The organism is Quyinboa ferrireducens (assembly GCF_042436675.1).
Classification (GTDB): domain Bacteria; phylum Bacteroidota; class Bacteroidia; order Bacteroidales; family UBA5342; genus JBHJHP01.
The window spans coordinates 17483-39436 of sequence record NZ_JBHMVA010000014.1 but is presented as its reverse complement, the minus strand read 5'-3'; the positions used below and the strand labels follow the sequence as shown (position 1 = coordinate 39436).

The following is a 21954-nucleotide window of genomic DNA, read 5'->3' as shown; positions in this document are numbered from 1 at the left end:
AACACGTATTAAAATTTACGTTTTTTAGCTGTTTTCTGAATTTTTCAGCTGCTCTAATTTTGCTCTATCATTTTCAAAGTTCAGTTGATGAAGCAATTTCTCAGATTAAGATCCTTGATAATTCTGGTCCTTATGACGTGTTCGTTCTATGTAAAGGCACAGATAACATTTGAGGCCCAATTCAGAAACCGGTTTGAAATCAGAGATGGCTATACTATTCCTTCAGAAAAGAATGCTGTTCCGGCAGTTATGATCTTTCAGCGTACGCGTTTGTCATTTATTTACGATTCCGAAGTACTTAAAATTAAAATTTCACCTCAGGATGTTCGTCTGTGGGGATCCGAAACCATGCGTAGCTTAACCGGTTTATTTGGCGACGAAGCATCTCTGGAACTGTTTGAAGGATATGCTGAGCTAAAGTTAGGAGAACTTGGATGGTTGTCTGCCGGCCGGCAACAACTGGTGTATGATAATCAGCGGATTCTTGCAGCCCGTAACTGGAACAATAACGGAATTTCGTACGATGCGCTGCTATTAAAGTTTAACCCTAAAAACTACGCTATACATATAGGGTCAACCTGGAACAGTCTGAATGAATCATTAATAGATAATCTTTATCCTTCGAACCGGATTAAGACACTAAATTTTTTATGGGTGAACCGTAAATTTGACAACGAGCTGAACCTGTCGTTGCTTCACGTTTCATCAGGCAATACTGAAACTGATACCACGAATACTCTGAATCTCAGACATACAACGGGAATTTATTCAAGTTATAAAAACGGTAATCTGATTTTTGTGGGAGATGCATATTACCAATATGGCAGGAATGCATCCGGAACAAAAGTGCGTGCATATTTGATCAGTGCAGATTTGAGTTATGATTTATTGGGCTTTACTCCCGGAATAGGTGCAACGATAATTTCCGGCAATCACCATACAGGAAGTAGCCAAATTACCGATCATATTTTTGACTTTCTATATGGGGCAAGGCATCGCTTCTATGGAAATATGGATTATTTTAAAAATCTGACATCCCATACGGCACAAGGCGGTTTGTCGGATTACTATGCTTCTCTGAATTTGAAAGCAATTGGGAAAGTAACTATTTTGAATACATGCCACTATTTCAGGTTGACCGAAACCAACGAACTAACACCGGATAATAAAAATCTTGGATTTGAGAACGATTTGGTTGTGAAATGTAAATTTCAGAAATGGGGTACGTTAGAAGGCGGATACCTGTTTTATATTCCGACACAAACAATTAATACAATTCGAGGGGTGACAGATTCAAGATTTAACCAGTTTATATACATGCAGTTAACAATAATAATATAATCGCAAATAACTAAAACCATGAAGACAAAAAGTATAATCGCGCTGATAATAGGTTTACTGCTGATAAGTGCATGTGTGTCACAAAAAAAGAAGGATCGGACCATTAGTATTTCGGGCGCTTTCGCGCTTTATCCTCTGGTTATACAATGGGCCGAAGAATACAAAAAAGAGAATCCTGACGTGCGGTTTAATATTTCTGGTGGTGGTGCCGGCAAAGGAATGGCTGATGCCCTGGCCGGGGCGGTTGATCTGGGCATGTTCTCACGGGAAATATCTCAGGAAGAGAAGGAAAAAGGTGTATGGTGGGTAGGTCTTACCATTGATGCCGTTGTTCCAACCATAAGCGCAGAACATCCTTATCTTGAAAATATAAAACAACGCGGATTGACCCGTGAAGAATTTAAAGCCATTTTTATTGATGGTTCCATCACCAACTGGGGAGAGCTGTTGGGTTCAACAGATGGGGAGAATATTGTGGTTTACACCCGTTCTGATGCCTGCGGAGCGGCGGGCACCTGGGCAAAATATCTGGAAGGAAGACAGGAAGATCTTAAAGGTGTGGGTATTTATGGTGATCCGGGACTGGCAGATGCCGTGAGCAAAGATGCTGCCGGCATTGCTTTTAACAATACCATTTTTGCGTATGACATACAATCAGGTAAGAAACGTGACGGTATTGAGATTATACCGATAGATATTAACGAAAACGGAATAATTGAAGCAAATGAAAATTTTTACGAATCATTTGACAGCATTCTGAATGCTATTGCAAGGGGCATTTATCCGTCGCCTCCGGCAAGGGAACTCTATTTTGTGGCACATGGCAAGCCCGGGAAAGAATCGGTAATCGACTTTATGAAATGGACGTTGACGAAGGGACAGGTTTATGTAAAAGCATCAGGTTATGTACCATTGAATCAAAACAGTATTAACCAATATCTTGAAAAGCTGAATTGAATGATTTTAAAGCGCGTAATAACGGACAGGTTGACAAATGTCTGGATGATAGTTGCTTTGATCCTTATTTTGTTGTTGCCGGTAATCATTGCGGTGGCTCTGTATCTGAAGTCATTGCCTATACTTGAGAGTATCAGGTTGGCAGACCTTCTGTTTTCGAATGACTGGGCCCCGGCTAACCGAAAATTCGGATTCTGGCCTTTTATTACCGGTTCGTTTTATGTGACTGTACTTTCATTTTTATTTGCGGCACCTGTAACGTTGTTGGCTGCTATTTACCTGACCCAATATGCTACGCAAAGGTTAATTAAATTCATGCATCCTGTAATAGATATTCTGGCCGGCCTGCCTTCTGTAATTTACGGTGTTTGGGGAATTCTTATTATTGTTCCGTTTATCAGCAAGGTAGTTGCTCCGGTATTTAATACATCATCTTCAGGATATTCTATCCTGGCAGGAGGAGTTGTGCTGGCTGTTATGTGTATTCCGTACATGCTGAATATGCTGATTGAGGTTTTTAAAGGCATTCCTGTTGAGCTAACAGAAGCATCGCTTTCAATGGGAGCCACTCAATGGGAGTCCATTAAACATGTAATTCTGAAAAAGGGAATGCCCGGTATAATTTCTGCTTTCGGCCTTGGTTTGGCCAAGGCTTTTGGTGAAACCCTTGCCGTGATGATGGTAGTCGGAAATATGGTAAAGTTAACATGGAATCCGTTAGATCCGGGATATCCGTTGCCGGCTTTGATCGCCAATAACTACGGAGAAATGTTGTCTGTTCCACAATACGATTCGGCTCTAATGCTGGCTGCGCTGATTCTACTGGTAGTCATCCTGCTTATTAATCTTGTTTTCAGGTACTTTATCTATAAAACCCGTGTGACATGAATAATTTAAAATATTTAGAGGAAAAGATTTTTTGCGGTTTGAGCCGCGCTGCAACTTATTCGCTGGTTGTAGTTCTGTTGTTCATTATTGCTATGATCTTTGCTAAAGGATTCAGCTCTTTGTCATTAAAAATGGTGTTTACTCTGCCCAAAGGAGGATATTATTATGGTGGAGAGGGTGGTGTACTAAATGCGATTATCGGTTCCTTTTATCTTGCTTTTGGAGCCCTTGTGCTTGCCGTTATTATTGGTTTACCTTCGGCTTTGTTTTTAAATGTTCATCTGATCCGGTTTAAGCGGACCCAAAATACAATCCGCTATTTGCTTGATGCCCTGTGGGGAATTCCGTCTATTGTTTATGGTGCATTTGGTTTTACATTGATGCTTTATATGGGCATGAATGCATCGTTGTTAGCAGGAATTATTACGGTAGCACTCCTGATAACACCGATTTTGGTCAGAACGTTTGATGAAGTGCTTAGTACGATTCCTCTTGGCTTACAGGAAGCGAGTTATGCGTTGGGATCAACCAAAACGGAAACAGCATTTAACGTGATGTTTAAACAAGGTTTTCCAGGTTTTATTACTGCCATACTACTGGCCTTTGGCCGGGGAATTGGTGATGCTGCATCGGTTTTGTTTACAGCAGGTTATACCGATATGATCCCCGTAAATCTGAACGAACCGGCAGCAACGTTGCCGCTTTCCATTTTTTTTCAGTTGAGTTCACCGATACAGGCAGTAAGGGACAGGGCATTTGCCGCTGCTGCTATTCTGACAATAATAATTTTAGTGATTAGTATTTCAGCCAGGATTTTATCCGGAAAATATTCGAAAACAAATTTAAAATGAATGATATGTATAATATAGAAACACTGGATTTGAAAGTTGAGCAGCCTTTAGTGAAACCGGCTGTTCAAGATGCACTCATCATTAAAAATTTGAATGTAGGAACAGGGGAGAGGCTCATCCTGAAAAATATTAATCTGAAGATCCCTAAAAATAAGATAACGGTTTTGCTGGGGCCTTCGGGCTGCGGCAAAACCACCCTTTTAAAAAGTATGAACCGGTTAACAGACCTCTATAAAGAGTTGAATGTTACCGGGCAGGTTCTTATTGAAAATGAAGATATTCTGAATACAAAGAAAAATCTTCCGGAATTGCGACAGAAAATGGGATTGCTGTCACAACGGCCATATCCGTTACCAATGTCTATTTATAAAAATGTGGCATACGGTCTGAAACTGAAAGGAATTCGCGACCGGAAACTGGTAGATCATGTAGTGGAAAAGCTGCTTCGGGAGGTGAATTTGTGGGAAGAGGTAAAGAGCAGGCTAAATAATCCGGCTTCAGAGCTATCTATTGGACAACAACAGAGGCTATGCCTGGCACGGGGACTTGCGGTAAAACCATACATTATTTTAGCGGATGAACCTACGTCTGCCCTTGATCCTGCATCCAGTAAGAATATTGAAGATATGTTCCGTACACTTAAAAAACATTATACCATTATCCTCGTAACACACATATTGCGCCAGGCAGTCCGCTTAGCTGATCACGTTGTGTTTATGTACAATGGTGAAATTATCGAGACCGGCAGCCCGGAAATTCTCAAAAAACCGCAATCCAAATACCTGCGAAATTACCTGGTGGATGGGAATTAGACATAAGACACAAGACATAAGACACAAGACACAAGACACAAGACATAAGACATAAGACATAAGATACAAGACTCATTTTTGAAAGTGTCTCATCCTCGTTTGAATTGGGGATGGTATTGATGATGTAGATTAGCAAGGTTATTGATTTCAAATCCGCCGAGTGTTTGTTGTAAGAAGGCTTAATCAATTTGACAAAGTAAGTTCCGTGTTCTAAAATTCAGGATTCTTACACTTTTTGATATGGTATTATTTCCTTCTTTTTTCCTGTATGTGGATGTAAAAAAATAAAGTTGTAAATTTATATCCATAAATTAATCCTCTTTTACTATGAAAACATTTTCCTTATTAGCTACATTTATTTGTTTTGTGTTTGTTGGTGCTTACGCCCAGTATGACTGGCAATGGGCCATTTCGGAAGGCGGTATTAATAATGAAACGGTTTTATCCCTGTGCAGTGATGATTCAGGAAACCTTTATGCAACGGGTTCATTCAGGGATACGGTTGATTTTTTCGGACAGGAAATTGGTTCAGCCGGATATACCGATGTTTTTGTGGCATCATTTGATCCGGATGGGAACCTGAATTGGGTTATGACTGGTGGTGGAACCTATGAAGATACAGGATGGGACATTGCTACGGATAATGCGTTTGTATATGTAACCGGTAGCTTTACCCGAACAGCAACGTTTAAGGATTCCGTTTTAAATAGTGTGGGTTCAGCCAGTAATACTGATGATATGGATATGTTTTTGATTAAACTGGATATGGAAGGCAATATTGTTTGGTCAGTTACCGGTGGCAGTACTTCCGATGATGCGGCAAAATCGCTCGCCCTGGGAAATGACGGAACGATCTATGTCACCGGAGATATGAATTATGAGGCTGTATTTGGGGACCATGTAACTGAGTTTAAGGGGGTGACTGATATATTTTTAGCTGCCTGGAACCAGTCGGGTACGAACCTGTGGGCAACAAGTGCCGGAGGAACAAATTATGATTATGGAAGAGCCGTAAAGGTGCTTCCAAATGGTGATGTAGTCATGTCCGGAAGGTATGCCGGAACAGCAACGTTTGGCGACTCTACAATAACAGCCATTGATGCGGCTGATGCCTTTATTGCCATCTATAACAATGTGGGTGTCTTTAAACAGTTGGTATCGTTGAGTGGCGGCGGGAATGAGGACATACAAGGGATGGACATTGATAGCGAGGGTAACATTTATGTCGGAGGCTGGTTCATGACCAATCTAACCATAGGCTCCAACACCCTTTTTTCATGGGGGGAATATGATGTTTTTTTAGCCAGGTTTAGCAGTGCATTGGAGCCTAACTGGTCTGTGAAATATGGAGCCAGTGGCTCAGACGAGCCAAGAACGGTGCATTGTGATACCGATGATAACATATTACTGGCCGGAACATTTGAAAGAAAAGTGAATTTTGGAGAACTGGAATATACATCTCAGGGTTATGCGGATGGTTTTGTGTTACTACTTAATTCAGCCGGAAACATTCTGTGGGGATTGCAAAGTGGCGGAACAGGTGGTCAGAGGATTAACGGTTCTTGCTCTGATTTAAACGGCAATTACTTCGTAGGAGGTGATTTTGTTGATGAACTGAAAATCGGCAACAATACGCTGGGTCCGGCAGCTGCCTATGATCTTTTTATGGCAAAAATAGCTGAAGATAATGTCGGCATAAATGAGGCCAGCTTAGCTGGTTCAAACAGTTGGCAAATTTATCCGCATCCGGTAAGCTCAACAGCTATTGTTAATATAAGTGGTATGTCAGGGAAACTGGTATGTTTTGAGCTTTATGATTTAAAAGGGAAGCTGATTTTTACAAAGAATTTAACGGAATCCGTACAGACCAGTTTTGCGCTGAATATAAGTGAATTGGAAAATGGCATTTACATCGGTGTTGTTAAAGATTCTGACCAACAGCATTATTATAGAAAGATCATAAAACAGTGATAGGGGACATTTATTGTCTTAAATGATCGATCTATTTAGCAATGCTAACGTTTATTCTATTATGAGTTTATCGGTTTTATAAATGTTATTTGAATTGCGAATGGTATAAATATATATACCAGGTTCAAGATCCATTAGTTTAATTATTTCAGAATTTGATTTTAGTTCTTTTTCAAGTATTTGTCTTCCGTTTAAATCTGTTAATTCAAAGAATATTTCCTCAGTTACATTGTTACTTTCGATGGTAATGACGTCTGATGTCGGGTTAGGGTAGATATTAATCTTATTTTCAGCTTGTTTTTCATCAATTGCTGTAATCACCAACGGTGTTCCCCATTCTATATCTCCTTTTTTGTAGTAAACCAGTTTTCGCTCTGAATAACCGGCATATTCACAGTAGTAATAAGGTCCGCCTAATCCTTTGTAGAATCTATTTTCAGGAAAACATCCATCCCAAATGCCGTTAGCCCAGCAGCTATCTTCGGTCTTATAAATTTCCATATATGGTGAAAGATCAATTTTAACATTATCACTAATCATGCTGAATGTTTTAGCACTATTCTCGTAAAATACAGGCTCACCTGGAAGGTAATTATCAAATAACTCATTTGATACAATAGTTTGAGTGATAGTATCATGAATGTATTCAAACGTTTTCACTCCATCATAATCCTTGTATTTACTTTCTTTTCTGGATATTTTATATGTTATTGAACTTGAGGTACTAACTTTATCAAAGTATATAAAAATACTCTTATTTATACTTTCTGAAGAATAATCAAAGTCAAGTTGCATTGAAACATCTGTAATGTGTAGCTCATCTCCAATATTGAAATCATAAACATCAAACCATGTTAAATTTTGAACACCAATTTTTGGGCTGGAAAGTCCAGCTAATATGTATGAATCTGGAACTGACTGAAAATAACTATATTCCTCGTCTGATAATGTAAAATAATACATATCAAATGTTTGAACAAGGCCATAGTTTTTACTGATTTTCATCTGCCATTTACTCTTCTTATTTATTTCTACCGGATTCATGTTTTTGTCATAAGCTGCAAAGTCAATTGTTTTTACGGAGTCAATAAGTCCCATAAAATGCAAAGTGTCGTGTTTTGTTATGGCAGCTTTTATAGTTATGGAATCAGTAAGATAAAAGGCTGTCCATTCATCGTTAAGTTTGGCCCGGGTTTCGATGCGGATGGTATCATGATTTTTATTAAAGAATAAATTGATTCCGTTATCATTAACGATTACTTTTCCTCCGATCCATGAGTCACCGTATGGTGTAAAACAATCGTAATCCAGCTGCCGGATACTTTTCATCGGATATAAAATAGAATCAGTATCAAATTTTACTGAATCAATTCGAATGCAACTGATATATCCGTTGTCACCTTCAAAATATGCAGTACGGTTGGATATAACAGATTGATAATTCTGTGCAGAAAGTGTTGATAAACATAATGTCAAAAACAGGGTAAAAATACTAACAGGTTTCATAAGGACTAAATTTAAAAAGATTCAAACAAATTGATTTAACAGGTTCGTTATACAACTTAAAGGTATAAATTTTTGTGATATAATTATATATTTTTTTCTACACAATAAAATTAGAAATTCCGGTAAATCCATACTGGCCGAAAAATGGTATAATGATAAAAGACTCGGATGGATTTTTGATTGTAATATCAAAAATGTAGCTATTTACAGCTGTTTTTTCTTATTCTAATCTATTTTATTTGTAATTGAAATTTAACTTTCAAAAAGTATTGCCCTGATCTATCAGAACGCTGCAGTATGCCGTTTTATTTTAAATCCATCAATCGGGAAAAACCTGTATATGGCCTTAGTTCCATAATTTCAAAGTCTATTATTCCTTTCTTTACCAGCGGTAATTTATCTAAAAGTTGCCTGGCTGTGTATTTATCTTCACATTCAAGGAAGAGAACAGCATTCTTGTTTTCAGTGAAGTATATTTCTCTCAGCTTATCTGAGAGCATCATGTTATAAGCCGATTTTGCTTCTTCAATCAGTGTTTGGGACTCTTTTTCCCAATCCACATGTTTTAATTCCTTTTCTATTGCCAGTATTTTCATATTAGTAATGATGGTTTTGTTTGCATTATTCTTCTACGAATGGCATATTCCCGTAATATGAAGTTATTTCAATCTATTGGAATGAAGTATACCGATGTATCATCATACTTTATTTCTTCAAATCTATTACATCTTTTCTTGATTTAACATTCAGTTTGGAAAAAATACTACTTACATGTGATTTTACAGTGCTTAATCCAATATTACACTCATCCGATATTTGTTGGTTTGTTAATCCTGCCTGAAGTAACGTAAGAATCTTTCGTTCCTGAATGCTTAATTTTTTAAATTGGTTATTATTCTTTTTGTTTATAAGGGTGAAAATTATATAGACACTTAACAATAAAAGAATTCCAACAAGAGCATCTATTCCTGTGTGATTTTTTGTAATTGGTAGATCGTTCCTAAATGTTTCAAAATAAGTAGAATGATTATTTTTCCACCTTTTTAGATATGATTTATAAAAAGATAAATTGGATGAATAGTTTGATTCAAAATCACTTTCATACAAAGCATAAAGTGACACTAAAGGGTTTTTGCAGGTATCAGCTATAATTCTTAATTGCTCAGATGTAGCTTTTTCAATGAGTTCTTTTTTCGATATCGAATTTGTTAACACAATTTCATCATCTGATGATGCTACAATTTCTGTTATTTGCTGGAACGCAATATTGTTAGCATCGCCGCTAAATGTAACATCTTTGAATAAACCATTTTTGTCATTATTTTTAATATTAATCTTAGCATCCCGGTTCGCCAGGAAAAATATTGAATTCTCATCCTTCCCACCAATTATCAATGTGTTTGGGGGATATCCTCTTTTTACTAAATGGATGCGGAATAAATTGTCTTCTTTAGGTAAAAAGCCGATTTCAATATTAAAATGTCCATTGCTGTCTAAGGGTGCTTCAGAGATTATCATTGTGTTGGATATGCTATTCATCTCTCGAAAATTTGATATATAGGACAAATAAATAACCGGATTCCATGTGCTGTCAATTTGCAACTGACCTGAGATGGTGCCTTGGGAAGCATAGGAGTTGGCAGATAAGAAGAATTGAAAAAGGATTAAAAACAATATTGCCTTTGGTGGTAATCTCATTGAAGTAATATTATTTCGTTCGTATTTGATAAATCTTATAATTGCCATTGGCATTATGCGGAGATACCTTAATTAACCATTTCCCCGGGATAGGATTTTCATATGAAACAAAAATATTACCTCTTACACTAATCTTTTTCGATTCATTATTGATACCGGATATTTCTTTAGGTAAGTCTTCTGTTATATAAATATTTTGTCCTTTCTCACTCCAGATTATGGAAACGTCATCCTGCTTTTTACCTGCAGGGTCATAAATCGTATAAGCGATAGTCCCGGAGGTGATACCAGCACTTATTTGTAATTTCAACTCAGGAGTTTTTTCGCCTATCAAAATTTCAATTTCGTACGGCTTAGTGTCTTTTGAGACTTTTCTTAAACCTTCAGATTTAAGAAAGTCACCCGGAATAACGGAATCAACAACTACGACTTGACCCATCGACACTTTTCCAAATAGCATAAAGGCTATGATTGAAAATAATACCAAATAAATTTTCTTCTGTTTCATGATGATAAGTTTTTAGTTCGAAATTAATTTACAGAACAAATTTAGAGTATCGCTTTTCAATGCCTAAGTAACTAAAGGACGAAAAAAGTACCTGTAAAGTATGAAAAAAGTCTATTGTGATCATGTATATATGAATTCTGTTTTATGTTGGCAACGTTCTACAAGAAACTGTCGTTCTGATTTGTCGGGATGCACTATAACCATACATAGGCTTACGTAATTTTATCATTCAACTTCTTCAATGTTTATACCCTTAAAAAAATAGTCAAGTATAACTTCTTTTGTTTTCTTGCTGCAAACAACGTAATTTGAATAAAACTTATCAAGATATCTGAAATTAACTCCATAAACAACATCACCCAATTCGACAATGTCATTAAATGCTTTTTGCATAATTAAACGTTGGGTATTTAACTCTGCCAGGAGCAACTTTTGTTGTTCTTTATCGCTGATTTCTGAAAATCTTTTTTCACCGGACATAAAATCTCCACAACCTTCAGTTAGTTTGTTTTCAGAAATAATGTGCGAAAAGGTACTACTGCTTTTAATTTTTTCTGAGTTAGAAGTTGTAATTGTATCAACCGTAGTATGTTCATAATTGTACTTGTATAAGGTGGAGGAATCTATATTTATCTCTGCTGACATCAGTTGATTAATTTGTTTTGTAAAATCGCGGGTAAAAATTCGTTTCGATTCAGCCGACATATGCGTTGTATCTACAAAACTTTGTGAAAGATAACTGGGTTGAATATAGAATTCTCTGTAGCTTCCAAACCGATTTGCCCCGGCTTTCTCACGGACAGCACGACTAATAAATTGATCACCTGAAAAATAATTGCGATAGTAATTAAGTACTTTGGGGCTTGATATAGTCTCTACATATGAAAAACTCAGTAAAGCATAGTCATCGGCATTCGTTATATGATTCGGTTTCCAGTTTTCAAAAAGGTTTTTGAAATTTGTTTCATAATCGATAATAGTGTCTCCAAATTCATAGATACAGTATTTTTGACCATATAAGTTTGCTGTAAACAGTAGAATTAGCAACTGCAGCGCATATTTAGAAAATTTGTTCTTCATATTCTTAAGTGTCATTATTCAGGCTCTTTAGTATAAATTATGTTAGGTGTTTTTTTATGTATTTCAATTTGGAATAATTGAATGAGCCGATTACGTTTTTATGGTTGTTATCCAGGTGACTTTTCATTCGGCCATTAGTTCCTTTAAAAGTAGAGAATTAAATTATTATAAGCAACAGAATGGGAAAAAGGGCAACTCTTTTGACTGGTATTGTGCTGGCTTGGAATGTCCGGTTGTGCGTAAGAAAGGTGTGAATGCGAATGTTATGGTCGGAATATTGTGAAATTATTTTGAATCATTTTAAACAAAGCGTCTTTTGTTCGGTTTAGTTGACATAATAATACTGTGGGATGAAGAAGACGTTTGGATTATTGAGTGAAGATGAACAGACGCTGCTGAATCAGCTTGTGGAGGGAATGACAAAGGAACAATTGTTATGGACAAGCGGTTACCTGGCAGGAAAAGGTGAAAACAATAATAAATCAGAAAAAAAAGAAAGACCCGCTATGCCTAATATTCAGGTGCTTTATGGCACCCACTCCGGTAACAGTGAAGTTATCTCGGAACAGCTGTTACAACTTGCAAAGAACAATGGTCTGGATATGCAGATATCCATCATGGAAAAATTTGAGTATAAAAATACGCCGTTATTAAAAAATCTTATTGTTGTTGTCAGTACACACGGTGAAGGGGAACCTCCTTCGAACGCCATGGGATTTCTGGATTACTTAAGAGACAAAAATACGCCTGAAATGCCGGAGCTGAATTATGCTGTGCTGGGATTGGGAGACTCAACCTATGCCAATTTCAGTCAGGCAGGAGTCGATTTTCATAAGGCTTTAAAGAAGCTAAAGGCAAAGCCAATTTTGCCAATTCGTAAATGCGATGCTGAATTCATGCCGGATGCAAAGAAATGGATGGATCAGATTATCAATCATTTTTCAGGGAATTCTGTTGTGCTGAAGCCGGAGAAAGTTAAAGCCCCCGAAGGAGGACTTGTTTTAGGTGGAGTGGCCAGGGCTGGTTTTACAGTACCTTCATTTAAACGTGTTTATGACCGGAATAATCCGTTTTATGCAAAGATTCTGAAGAAGAAACTATTAAATGGTGATGGTTCAGGCAAAGAGGTCTATCATTTTGAACTCTCAATACGTGATTCCGGATTTACATATCAGCCTGGTGATACCTTGAGCATTGTCGGGGACAATCCACCTTCGCTTGTAGAAGCTATTCTGGATAAATTCAGTTTCAGTAGGGATGAAGAAGTTGTATTGGATAAACAGATGTTTACCCTATACCATGCCTTGAGGAATTATCTTGAGATAACGGTCATCAATCCGGTGATACTGGATCGATATAACAAGTTTGCCGGTTCTGCAGAGTTAACCGGTTTAATCAATGATCCGGTTCAATTGGCTGATTATTTATATGGCAGTGATGTGCTTGATTTGCTGACTGATTTTCCGGCAACACTAAATGCTCAGGAACTCGTTTCTGTTTTAAGAAAACTACCCCCGAGAAAGTATTCCATTGCGTCAAGCTTTGATGCTCATCCCGGTGAAGCTCATATTACTGTTGCGGCTGTACGGTTTGAAAAAAATGAACGCATTCGTGAAGGGGCAATATCAACCTTTGTTGTTGACAGGGTAAAAGAGGGAGACAGAATACCCGTGTTTATTCAGAATAAAAAGAAATTCAAAATGCCAGAAGATAAGTCTGTCCCAATTATTATGATAGGACCAGGAACCGGCATAGCACCGTTCCGTGCGTTTGTTCAGCAAAGAAAACATGAGGGTATTAAGAAAGGAGCGTGGTTGTTTTTCGGGGATCAGCATGAAGAAACTGATTTTTTATATGGTGAAGAATGGAACACCCTAAAGGCTGAAGGCTATCTGCAGAAACTGGATCTTGCTTTTAGTCGTGATCAGGATGAAAAAATTTATGTGCAGCACCGTTTGCTTCAGAAATCAGACAAAGTATGGAAGTGGTTACAAAAAGGAGCCAGCATTTACGTGTGTGGTGATAAAAAGAAGATGGCAACTGATGTTCACCTTGCCTTGCTTGATATTGTAAGAAATGAAGGTAAGATGGATATCAACACTGCAAAACAATACTTAAACCAGCTAGTTACAGATAATAGATATCAAAAGGATGTGTATTAAAATATTAAGAGGCTGTCCATTACTTATAGGACAGCCTCATTATATAAAATATCTGATCTATTTATCAAAAAATCTCGAATAACAGAATTATTTGGTAATCATTAATTTGGTTATAAATTCCTGTTTCTGACTGTTGATTATTTTAATTAAATATAAGCCTTTCCCCAGATCAGAAACATTCATTTTGTTCTCATGAATAGCGGATTTAACCAGTTTCCCATGTAGATTGTAAATATTTACTGAAACGTTTTCTTTGAAATAAATGAAGTCTTTTGCAGGATTTGGATATACCATATAACCTGCCTCAACTTCAGAAATACCTGTTGCTGGAGTTACCGTAAGGGTGCCTGATACGTAAATAAAACTATAATTTGTGGCTTCACCTCCGGAAACGGTTATATCATAGTTGCCTGCATCACTTGAAATATCAGCATTACAGGATACCGTTGGTAGCGTGTTTAATACCGCCGATGTTTCACCATTAACAAAACCGGTATATGTCATGGTAAATTCAGGATTAGCTTCTCCTTCTTTGCGGGATTTGTCATCGGCTTCAATAGTGAGTTCCGCTGCAACAATAGTTCCAGTCAGAGATGGTTGTTCCAGATTATAATTATCCGAAGCAGCACCGCTCAGAGTCATGTTGGTAGTAACGTTAATACCTGTACCTGCATTAGCAGACTCAAACGTACCTGTGTTTCCATTTTCCAGTGTAACCTCATCCGAACCTATAACACCAGCCAGAGATGCTCCTGCGATAGCCGCATCAGTTGTTCCGTCATATGTTTTAGTTGTCACTGATGCATCTGTTACGGTCAATGCTTTGGTTTCAATAGTTCCAGTCAGAGATGGTTGTTCAAGAGTATAATTATCCGAAGCAGCACCGCTCAGAGTCATGTTGGTAGCGACGTTAATACCTGTACCTGCATTAGCAGACTCAAACGTACCTGTGTTTCCATCTTCCAGTGTAACCTCATCCGAACCTATAACACCAGCCAGGGATGCTCCTGCGATAGCCGCATCAGTTGTTCCGTCATATGTTTTAGTTGTGACTGATGCATCTGTTACGGTCAATGCTTTGGTTTCAATAGTTCCGGTCAGAGATGGTTGTGTCAGGTTATAATTATCCGAAGCAGCACCGCTCAGAGTCATGTTGGTAGTGACGTTAATACCTGTACCTGAATTAGCAGACTCAAATGTACCGGTGCTCCCATTTTCCAGTGTAACCTCATCCGAACCTATAACACCAGCCAGAGATGCTCCTGCGATAGCCGCATCAGTTGTTCCGTCATATGTTTTAGTTGTCACTGATGCATCTGTTACGGTCAATGCTTTGGTTTCAATAGTTCCGGTCAGAGATGGTTGTTCAAGAGTATAATTATCCGAAGCAGCACCGCTCAGAGTCATGTTGGTAGTGACGTTAATACCTGTACCTGCATTAGCAGACTCAAACGTACCTGTGTTTCCATTTTCCAGTGTAACCTCATCCGAACCTACGACACCTGCCAGATATGCACCTGCGATAGCCGCATCAGTTGTTCCGTCATATGTTTTAGTTGTCACTGATGCATTTGTCACTGCAAGAGACTTTTTGTCAATGGTCAGTAGTTGGGAAACCTGTGTTGCTGGATTGTAACTGTTATTACCTGCCTGATCCGCAAAAATACTACATGAACCGGCTTTGATAATGGTCACTGTTGTTCCGTTAGTGCCCGTGCAGGTTGCTACTGTTGGATCGGAACTACTAAATACTACCGGATTTCCTGACGCACCACCTGTCGCACTTATTGCGAATGGAGCATCACCATAAGCAACAGTAGATAATGCATCAAAGGTTATAGATTGATTTATTAAAAATGTAAAACCAGCCAATGTCGCTGTTCCATCCGGAGTGGTCACACTTACATCACCTGAAGCACCTGAAGCAATAACTGCTGTAATGCTTGTTGGCGAAACTACGTTAAACGAAGTAGCATTAGTGCCACCAAAACTAACCGCTGTTGTGCCGGTAAAGTTTGTGCCGGTAATAGTTACAGTTGTACCTGTTGTACCTGATGTTGGAGTAAAAGAAGTGATTGTTGGAGGTGGTGAAGCTATTATTACTGTTGATGTTGAACTATAGCTGGTTCCACCTGAATTGATTGCATATGCTCTGATATAATACGTTCCTGTTGGCGGAGAAGTGATCTGAGATGTAAATTCTCCTGAACCTCCTGTCTCATTAATAATTTTGGTGCCATCTGTAGTGGTTGGTTCAGATATACTTGTTGACCATACAAACCCTTTTTCAGTAACAGGAGCTCCGTTTTCAGATGTTACATTTCCTGTAAGATTTATATCCCCGGATGATTCACTGGCTGAACCAATAACCACAGGGTTGCCAGGAAGGATTATACTACTGTTTGTCAATGTAATCATGTAATCATCAAAGTCTGAAAGTCTGGATCCACCAAAACAAAAATATGCATGTAGTAAACTAGCATTAGCTATAGTGGTATTTGTAAATGAATATGTTTGTGTTGCATCCGGCCCGGTTCTGACAAGTGAATAATCGTTATACACGCTCCAAACCTTAACAGTTACATCAAATATGGAGTTTTCTTGCTGAGAAATGGTATAAACAATTTTATACCAATCGTCAGGTGATCCGTTATTGAGAAGATCTGTAGGTGCACCGCCGCTCAGAGTCCAGCTACCGGTCGAATATTGCGTTCCACTGTTGAGAATATAACCCCCGCCGTGCACAGAGATGCCTATAGAATTTGTAGGATGTGCGTAGTTCGAGTAGGTTGCATTAGCATCTGTTGTAAAGCCAACACCGCCATAACCGCTATTCCATACACTTTTCATGTAGGCCGTAAACTCATAAACAGAACCCGGACCACCTATTGCATAAGCCTGTTTGGTTATGAAGACAGCGTTTGTTGAAGTACTAATAACACTTATTGCTCCTGAGCCAGCCATGCCGGTATTCGTACTCTGGCTAACATTGCCTGTTGCACCGGTACCTGTGAATTCCTGATTTAACAGGCCTGCCGTATTGAAATCGAAAGAATACGTCGTTTGACCATAAATTGATCCTGTGAAATAAACTATAGAAAGAAAAATTATTAGTGAGAATCTTTTAATGCTTTTCATGTTGTTCGGTATTTGTTTTTTCATATCGTTTTGCTTTTATATATTAAATTACTTCTAGCTATTTTTAGTTGATTGTATAGTAATATACTGTGAATTGATTTTGAAGGCTTATGGCGATGAATTCAGATAAATCTTTATTCCATAGAAAAGAGTAATATAGCCTGGGATTTCGTACGAAGTACTTACGACATTGTATTTCCCCTTTTTGTTAAGCGTCTTTTCTTCATTTCCGGTAATATTTTTAAACAGGTATAATAAAATTGACTTTTTAAAATGTTTGTCATTCATGTATATTATATTTAAGATAATTTTACATCAAATAAATATAAAAAACATCAATAATTAAAACAAGTTATGATTATTTTAACATAAAAAGATTTAAATTTTAATGATTATAAATAGTCGAGTGATGATGAATATTGAATCTCTTATCTGAAAAGATCTTCCATATTATGTAATGAGAGTTTGATATAACTTCAAGGAGTCACCTTAATTATTTGAAATAAAGAAGAATGGTCGGGATATGGTTGGAATTATCCGGATCAGAATCGAATATGCAATGAAACTCTGATACCCCAGTCCACAATATTTTCTGCATGATGGAGGTAATTCAGTCGCCAGATTGAGTCGATGCGAATCAGTTGAAAAATATTTTCAATGCCAGCTGAAGCTTCCATATAAGGCGCTTTGCCAATACCGGATAAGCCTTCGGGAAACAGTATCTGCCTGTGTTTTGTATCGCTTAATTCTCCATACAATATTTTAAACCCACCAACTTCGCGTAACTTTAATGCTCTGAATAAGGGGATTTTATTTAAAAAGAAGCCCTGGAAGTGATGCTCAATAAATAAACTGGCATATTTGTCACTTGCAAACTCGTAATAATTCATCAGATTAAATGCATAAAGGTCGTTTGTGAGTGTTTCGTTGCCTTCATGTAGTTTTAATAAAGGAAATGGAACACTTCCTAAAACCGTCCCGGCCTGCAAATAATAGAGAGTATATCCAATAGGATTGATGGGAAGCTTGTCAAATATATCAAGATGAATCCTTCCATAAATGTAATCAGTCTTGTTCAGCCTTACACTTCCGATTCCGGTATACACATTAAATACAGGACGTTTGCTTCCCAGACTGATCCGCTGAAAATCACCAGGAATAAATGTTTCACCAATTGCAATGTGTGTATTGATTCCAAATTCTTTATTGTATAATGCCTTTGCTTCGGTACTGTCCGGTTCGTAAAATGGAACATTTTGTCCTGGTCTGATATATTGCCATTTGAAGATGCCGGTGGTAGTCAGTCCTGTAAACCATTCATGCTGATATTGCACATCAAGCTGATCTGTGAGGGTTAGTTTATTGTTGGGATTCCTGCTAATTAGAGAAGATAAAAAGTTATCTTCCATAAATGCATTCTGACTTTTACCCAGGAGTTGGTTGTCGTGTTCAAAATGCATGCTTAAAACATTCATCGGCTGCTTATTAAAGTAGTAATATCCACCCAGGCTGTATTTCATGTGATTATCCTTAAACCCGTAAGCAATGTATCCGTCCAGCCGTAGCTTTTCGTTAAAATCTTTTGTGGTTCTACCGCCAAGTCTGATCCTGTTTCCTTCAATAGGATTGTAGCTGTACATATAAAAATATGGTCCTAGCTCGAATTTTCCGAAATCCTTGTAGCCAAATAAAATTGTTTCAACAATTTCTGTAATTGACTTGAATTTAGGTACATTCTGTAGAGAATCTACCATGTCGTAAATGCCCTGTTCGCGGATATTTAGACGTTCTGGTCTGGCCTGTACCCAATACTCGGGAGGATGATGCAGGGCATCTTTTTCAACTTTGGTCTGAAACGGGCTTGCCATTAAATCGGGTGGAGGTTCTGCAAATTCGAAATCCTGATAAATTGAAGTTTTTCTCCCTATAATACCCACAGTACGGTTTTTATTATTGCCTTCCACGTTAAAGTCAGCCATAATTTCTTCTTTTTCAGGGATGCAGGTAGTATCTTTTAAAACATACATTTTGCGAATCTCAAGTTTATTTAAGAAGTTGATGTTAGCTTTCGGTGAAATGCTCATATCAATTTTATAAACTGCAAAAATTGAATCAATTACCCACATGGACCCTTCAAATGCGGCTTCATGTGTCATGCGTGGTTTGAAATCTATTTTATATAGTTTTCGCCCCCCTGATTCTAGGCTGTCAACAAGGTAATAGCGATAAAAAAGGTTCCACTGATCATTAATTGGGGAGATAAGCCCAATGTTATCCACATTGATAAAGTTCTTATAAATGTTAAAATCCTGGTAAAATTTTCCTGTAAACTGGGTAATCGTCTTGGTGCGTACTCCTGATAATCGATTTGCCAGAATAACTTCTTTCGATGTATTGTCTTCTTGCGAATGATAATATTCAGAGACTGACTCTGAAATAAATACCGGTAAATAAGGCACACTGTCTTCAGGAAGTGTATCCAGATTTTCAAAAACAAATTCCATATCTTCCCAGAACTTTCTGTTTTTTTTCGGCTTTCCAAGGTTTTTCAGATCAACCTCAAGTTTATTATAAACCCTGCTTTTCCACGACGGAAAATTGTTTGGATTATTGTTCTGTTTGTTTTTAATGATGTTGCGTAATATGGGGTGAGCCGGATTTTCACCGGGCAATACACTGACTTCATTTAATGAATATATATTTTCCTGTAAGGGTATGGTTACGTGCTGTCCTGTATAAGGGCGAATTGGAATTACCCTGGTTATATAACCAACCGCAGAAATTGAAAGAGTATCCAGGCTTTTATTAGATGTGATCCTGAAATTCCCGTATTCGTCTGATGTTGTTCCTTCCGTTGATCCTTTCAGTACAATATTTGCAAAGGGAACAGGTTCACGTTTAGTATCCACTATAGTACCTGAAATAACAGTTTGTGAACTCAATGAGGTACTAAACAGCAGTAGTATGATTAATATGTAATAAGTCGGCAATCTCATTTGCGATTTCAAGATACAAATTATGGATTTTAAAACGGCAGACAATTTATTAGTCAATATTATTTTGTAACGATTTTAAGTATTTTTCAGGTTTTGTTATAAGTTGGTAAATATATTAAAAATACTTAACCAGAGACCTTATAACCGGCTCTATATTGCTTCATCAGGCTTTTTTAACTATATTTGAGAATTGAAAAACACCACTTGTAATCTAAAAATAATCAGATATGTTAAAAGAAAAAGTTGAAAAAATTTTAGTTGAACAGATAGGAAAAGAAGCGTATTCTTCTAATTTGTATTTGGCAATGGCTTCCTGGGCCGAATGCAATGGCTACCCCGGAATAGCACAATGGATGTATGCTCAGTCAGATGAAGAGCGCGTTCATATGCTAAAGTTTGTTGGCTATCTTAATGAGAGAGGAGGGAAGGCTGTTATTCCAGCAATTGATGCACCTCCGGTTGATTTTAAGAATGTAAGTGATTTATTTCAGCGTACAATGGAGCATGAGCAATATATTTCCGATGCTATAAATACTATTGTGGCTGTGTGTCATGAAGAAAGGGATTTTGCAACACACCAGTGGGTTCAGTGGTTTGTGAATGAGCAAATTGAAGAAGAGGCATCTGTATCAAATATCCTCGACAGGTTAAACCTTATTGGTGACAATGGAAATCTTTATCTCTTTGATCGGGATATAATGGGAATGCGTAACTCAGGTGGTGCTGAAGCCTGAAAATGATATGATTTAAAAAAGGTCTTCAGCTAATGAAGGCCTTTTTTTATCTTCGTATATTTTTAAAAATTAGTAAATTGCTTAGGTGAAGCGGTGTCAGTTTTAGTTCTTATCCATAAATATCATAAATGAGGCAGGAAGATTTTATATTGCGTGAGATCCAGAAAATAGGAGAGTTGTTGCTTGGTATAATTGGCAAGCTTCAAAAGAAACAGGACGTGGCTGAGATAAATAACGAACTGGAAGAACTGGAATCAATAACAGATCTTTCTGTTGACAAAATATTGCGGATGGAACCGGTTAAAATGGTTCAGGTTCTTGAAAAGCTTGAGCAGTTTAATATTCAGAATATGGAACTGTTTGCACGGACACTCTTTGAAATGCATACATTGTTCGATAGGAACAGAAGTAACATGATGCTCGAAAGAGCATTGTTTATACTTGAATATCTTGAAGAGCGGGAAAAGACTTTCTCGATGACACGACAGGACTTGATGTCTTCAATTAAAAAGGAATATGTATGAAAAAGTCTTATAAGGTTTTTCAGATAGATGCATTTACAAAAAATGTTTTTGGCGGAAATCCCGCATCCGTATGTATTCTGGATAAATGGCTGCCAGATGAAAAACTTCAGAAGATTGCAGCAGAACACAACCAGCCTGAAACGGCATTTCTTGTAGCTAAAGATGGCATTTATGATATCAGGTGGTTCACGCCTACCTGCGAGGTAGATCTTTGTGGTCATGCCACACTGGCATCTGCTTATGTGCTGTTTAATGAACTGAATTATAATGGAGAAATTCTTCATTTAGAAACGCTGAACCGGGGTGCATTATATGTAAAACGGCAAGGCGACTTGTTCGAATTGGATTTTCCTGTTGATCATCTTGAGGAGACATTTATGCCTTACGGTTTGGTCGATGCATTTGGTTTTGAACCTAGGAATATATTTAAAGGGAAAGATGATTATCTGGTTATTTTTGAATCGGAACAGCAGGTTATAGATTTAAAACCTGATTTGGATGCGATTGCTTCTGTGGATGCAAGGGGTGTAATTTGTACGGCGCCCGGAACAGATGTTGATTTTGTGTCACGGTTTTTCGGGCCTCAGTCCGGAATTGATGAAGATCCGGTAACCGGTTCAGCACACACTACTCTTACGCCTTACTGGTCTGATAAACTGAATAAAGCAAAGCTTACCGCAAGACAACTATCTGCCAGAAAAGGTTATCTTGAGGTTGAACTTAGTAATTCACGGGTAAAAATTTCCGGTTCAGCCGTTCTGTATATGAAAGGAGAAATACTATTGTAA

The 21954-nt window shown here is 37.7% G+C and carries 19 protein-coding genes; 11 read left to right on the top strand and 8 right to left on the bottom strand.

From position 1 onward, the window contains the following. The first annotated feature begins 87 nt into the window (after positions 1 to 87). The 6 genes from ACE01N_RS16805 (at position 88) to ACE01N_RS16780 (ending at position 6820) form a co-directional block, all read left to right on the top strand. A complete protein-coding gene (locus ACE01N_RS16805; RefSeq protein WP_380591560.1) occupies positions 88 to 1341 on the top strand; it encodes an alginate export family protein in 1254 nt (417 codons plus the stop codon). An 18-nt stretch (positions 1342 to 1359) separates the two neighbouring features. Continuing rightward, the gene (locus ACE01N_RS16800) at positions 1360 to 2298 is read left to right on the top strand and encodes a PstS family phosphate ABC transporter substrate-binding protein (protein WP_380591558.1); all 939 of its coding nucleotides are present in this window, start codon (positions 1360 to 1362) and stop codon (positions 2296 to 2298) included. After that, entirely contained in the window at positions 2299 to 3186 is an 888-nt protein-coding gene (gene pstC / locus ACE01N_RS16795; RefSeq protein WP_380591556.1) for a phosphate ABC transporter permease subunit PstC, read from the top strand. Continuing rightward, on the top strand, positions 3183 to 4037 hold the full coding sequence (locus tag ACE01N_RS16790; RefSeq protein ID WP_380591554.1) for a PstA family ABC transporter permease: 855 nt from the start codon (positions 3183 to 3185) through the stop codon (positions 4035 to 4037). The genes pstC and ACE01N_RS16790 overlap by 4 nt, the downstream gene beginning before the upstream one ends. Positions 4038 to 4042: 5 nt before the next feature. Further along, positions 4043 to 4849, top strand: coding sequence for a phosphate ABC transporter ATP-binding protein (locus ACE01N_RS16785; protein ID WP_380591552.1), 807 nt, complete (start codon positions 4043 to 4045; stop codon positions 4847 to 4849). Between the two features lie 327 nt (positions 4850 to 5176). After that, positions 5177 to 6820, top strand: coding sequence for a T9SS type A sorting domain-containing protein (locus tag ACE01N_RS16780; protein WP_380591550.1), 1644 nt, complete (start codon positions 5177 to 5179; stop codon positions 6818 to 6820). Between the two features lie 51 nt (positions 6821 to 6871). On the opposite strand, the gene ACE01N_RS16775 is transcribed toward ACE01N_RS16780, so the two are convergent. Continuing rightward, on the bottom strand, positions 6872 to 8326 hold the full coding sequence (locus ACE01N_RS16775; RefSeq protein ID WP_380591549.1) for a T9SS type A sorting domain-containing protein: 1455 nt from the start codon (positions 8324 to 8326) through the stop codon (positions 6872 to 6874). An 89-nt stretch (positions 8327 to 8415) separates the two neighbouring features. Between ACE01N_RS16775 and ACE01N_RS16770 the strand changes: the two genes are divergently transcribed. Further along, positions 8416 to 8526 (top strand): hypothetical protein, encoded by a 111-nt coding sequence (locus tag ACE01N_RS16770; protein WP_380591678.1) that lies wholly within the window; start codon positions 8416 to 8418, stop codon positions 8524 to 8526. A gap of 105 nt (positions 8527 to 8631) precedes the next feature. On the opposite strand, the gene ACE01N_RS16765 is transcribed toward ACE01N_RS16770, so the two are convergent. From ACE01N_RS16765 to ACE01N_RS16750, 4 genes are all read right to left on the bottom strand, one after another. Next, positions 8632 to 8922 (bottom strand): hypothetical protein, encoded by a 291-nt coding sequence (locus tag ACE01N_RS16765; RefSeq protein ID WP_380591547.1) that lies wholly within the window; start codon positions 8920 to 8922, stop codon positions 8632 to 8634. A gap of 109 nt (positions 8923 to 9031) precedes the next feature. Next, positions 9032 to 10024, bottom strand: a complete 993-nt coding sequence (locus ACE01N_RS16760; protein WP_380591545.1) for a helix-turn-helix domain-containing protein — start codon at positions 10022 to 10024, stop codon at positions 9032 to 9034. A gap of 10 nt (positions 10025 to 10034) precedes the next feature. Further along, the gene (locus tag ACE01N_RS16755; protein WP_380591544.1) at positions 10035 to 10532 is read right to left on the bottom strand and encodes a hypothetical protein; all 498 of its coding nucleotides are present in this window, start codon (positions 10530 to 10532) and stop codon (positions 10035 to 10037) included. A gap of 225 nt (positions 10533 to 10757) precedes the next feature. Then, positions 10758 to 11612, bottom strand: coding sequence for a hypothetical protein (locus ACE01N_RS16750; protein WP_380591542.1), 855 nt, complete (start codon positions 11610 to 11612; stop codon positions 10758 to 10760). A gap of 350 nt (positions 11613 to 11962) precedes the next feature. Between ACE01N_RS16750 and ACE01N_RS16745 the strand changes: the two genes are divergently transcribed. Beyond that, the gene (locus ACE01N_RS16745; RefSeq protein WP_380591541.1) at positions 11963 to 13774 is read left to right on the top strand and encodes a diflavin oxidoreductase; all 1812 of its coding nucleotides are present in this window, start codon (positions 11963 to 11965) and stop codon (positions 13772 to 13774) included. A gap of 87 nt (positions 13775 to 13861) precedes the next feature. Here ACE01N_RS16745 and ACE01N_RS16740 read toward each other — a convergent pair whose 3' ends face one another. The 3 genes from ACE01N_RS16740 to ACE01N_RS16730 all read right to left on the bottom strand — a co-directional run bounded on the left by ACE01N_RS16740 (position 13862) and on the right by ACE01N_RS16730 (position 19908). After that, complete coding sequence (locus ACE01N_RS16740; protein ID WP_380591539.1) at positions 13862 to 16936, bottom strand: YDG domain-containing protein; 3075 nt, start codon at positions 16934 to 16936, stop codon at positions 13862 to 13864. A gap of 84 nt (positions 16937 to 17020) precedes the next feature. After that, positions 17021 to 17200 carry a hypothetical protein gene (locus ACE01N_RS16735; protein WP_380591537.1) on the bottom strand — a complete coding sequence of 60 codons (180 nt, stop codon included), beginning with the start codon at positions 17198 to 17200 and terminating at the stop codon, positions 17021 to 17023. A gap of 254 nt (positions 17201 to 17454) precedes the next feature. Beyond that, positions 17455 to 19908, bottom strand: coding sequence for a DUF5686 and carboxypeptidase-like regulatory domain-containing protein (locus ACE01N_RS16730; RefSeq protein WP_380591535.1), 2454 nt, complete (start codon positions 19906 to 19908; stop codon positions 17455 to 17457). Positions 19909 to 20135: 227 nt separating this feature from the next. Between ACE01N_RS16730 and ACE01N_RS16725 the strand changes: the two genes are divergently transcribed. The 3 genes from ACE01N_RS16725 to ACE01N_RS16715 all read left to right on the top strand — a co-directional run bounded on the left by ACE01N_RS16725 (position 20136) and on the right by ACE01N_RS16715 (position 21954). Further along, a complete protein-coding gene (locus tag ACE01N_RS16725; RefSeq protein ID WP_380591533.1) occupies positions 20136 to 20642 on the top strand; it encodes a ferritin in 507 nt (168 codons plus the stop codon). Positions 20643 to 20770: 128 nt separating this feature from the next. Continuing rightward, complete coding sequence (locus ACE01N_RS16720) at positions 20771 to 21166, top strand: hypothetical protein (RefSeq protein ID WP_380591531.1); 396 nt, start codon at positions 20771 to 20773, stop codon at positions 21164 to 21166. Next, entirely contained in the window at positions 21163 to 21954 is a 792-nt protein-coding gene (locus ACE01N_RS16715; RefSeq protein WP_380591529.1) for a PhzF family phenazine biosynthesis protein, read from the top strand. Before ACE01N_RS16720 ends, ACE01N_RS16715 begins: the two co-directional genes overlap by 4 nt.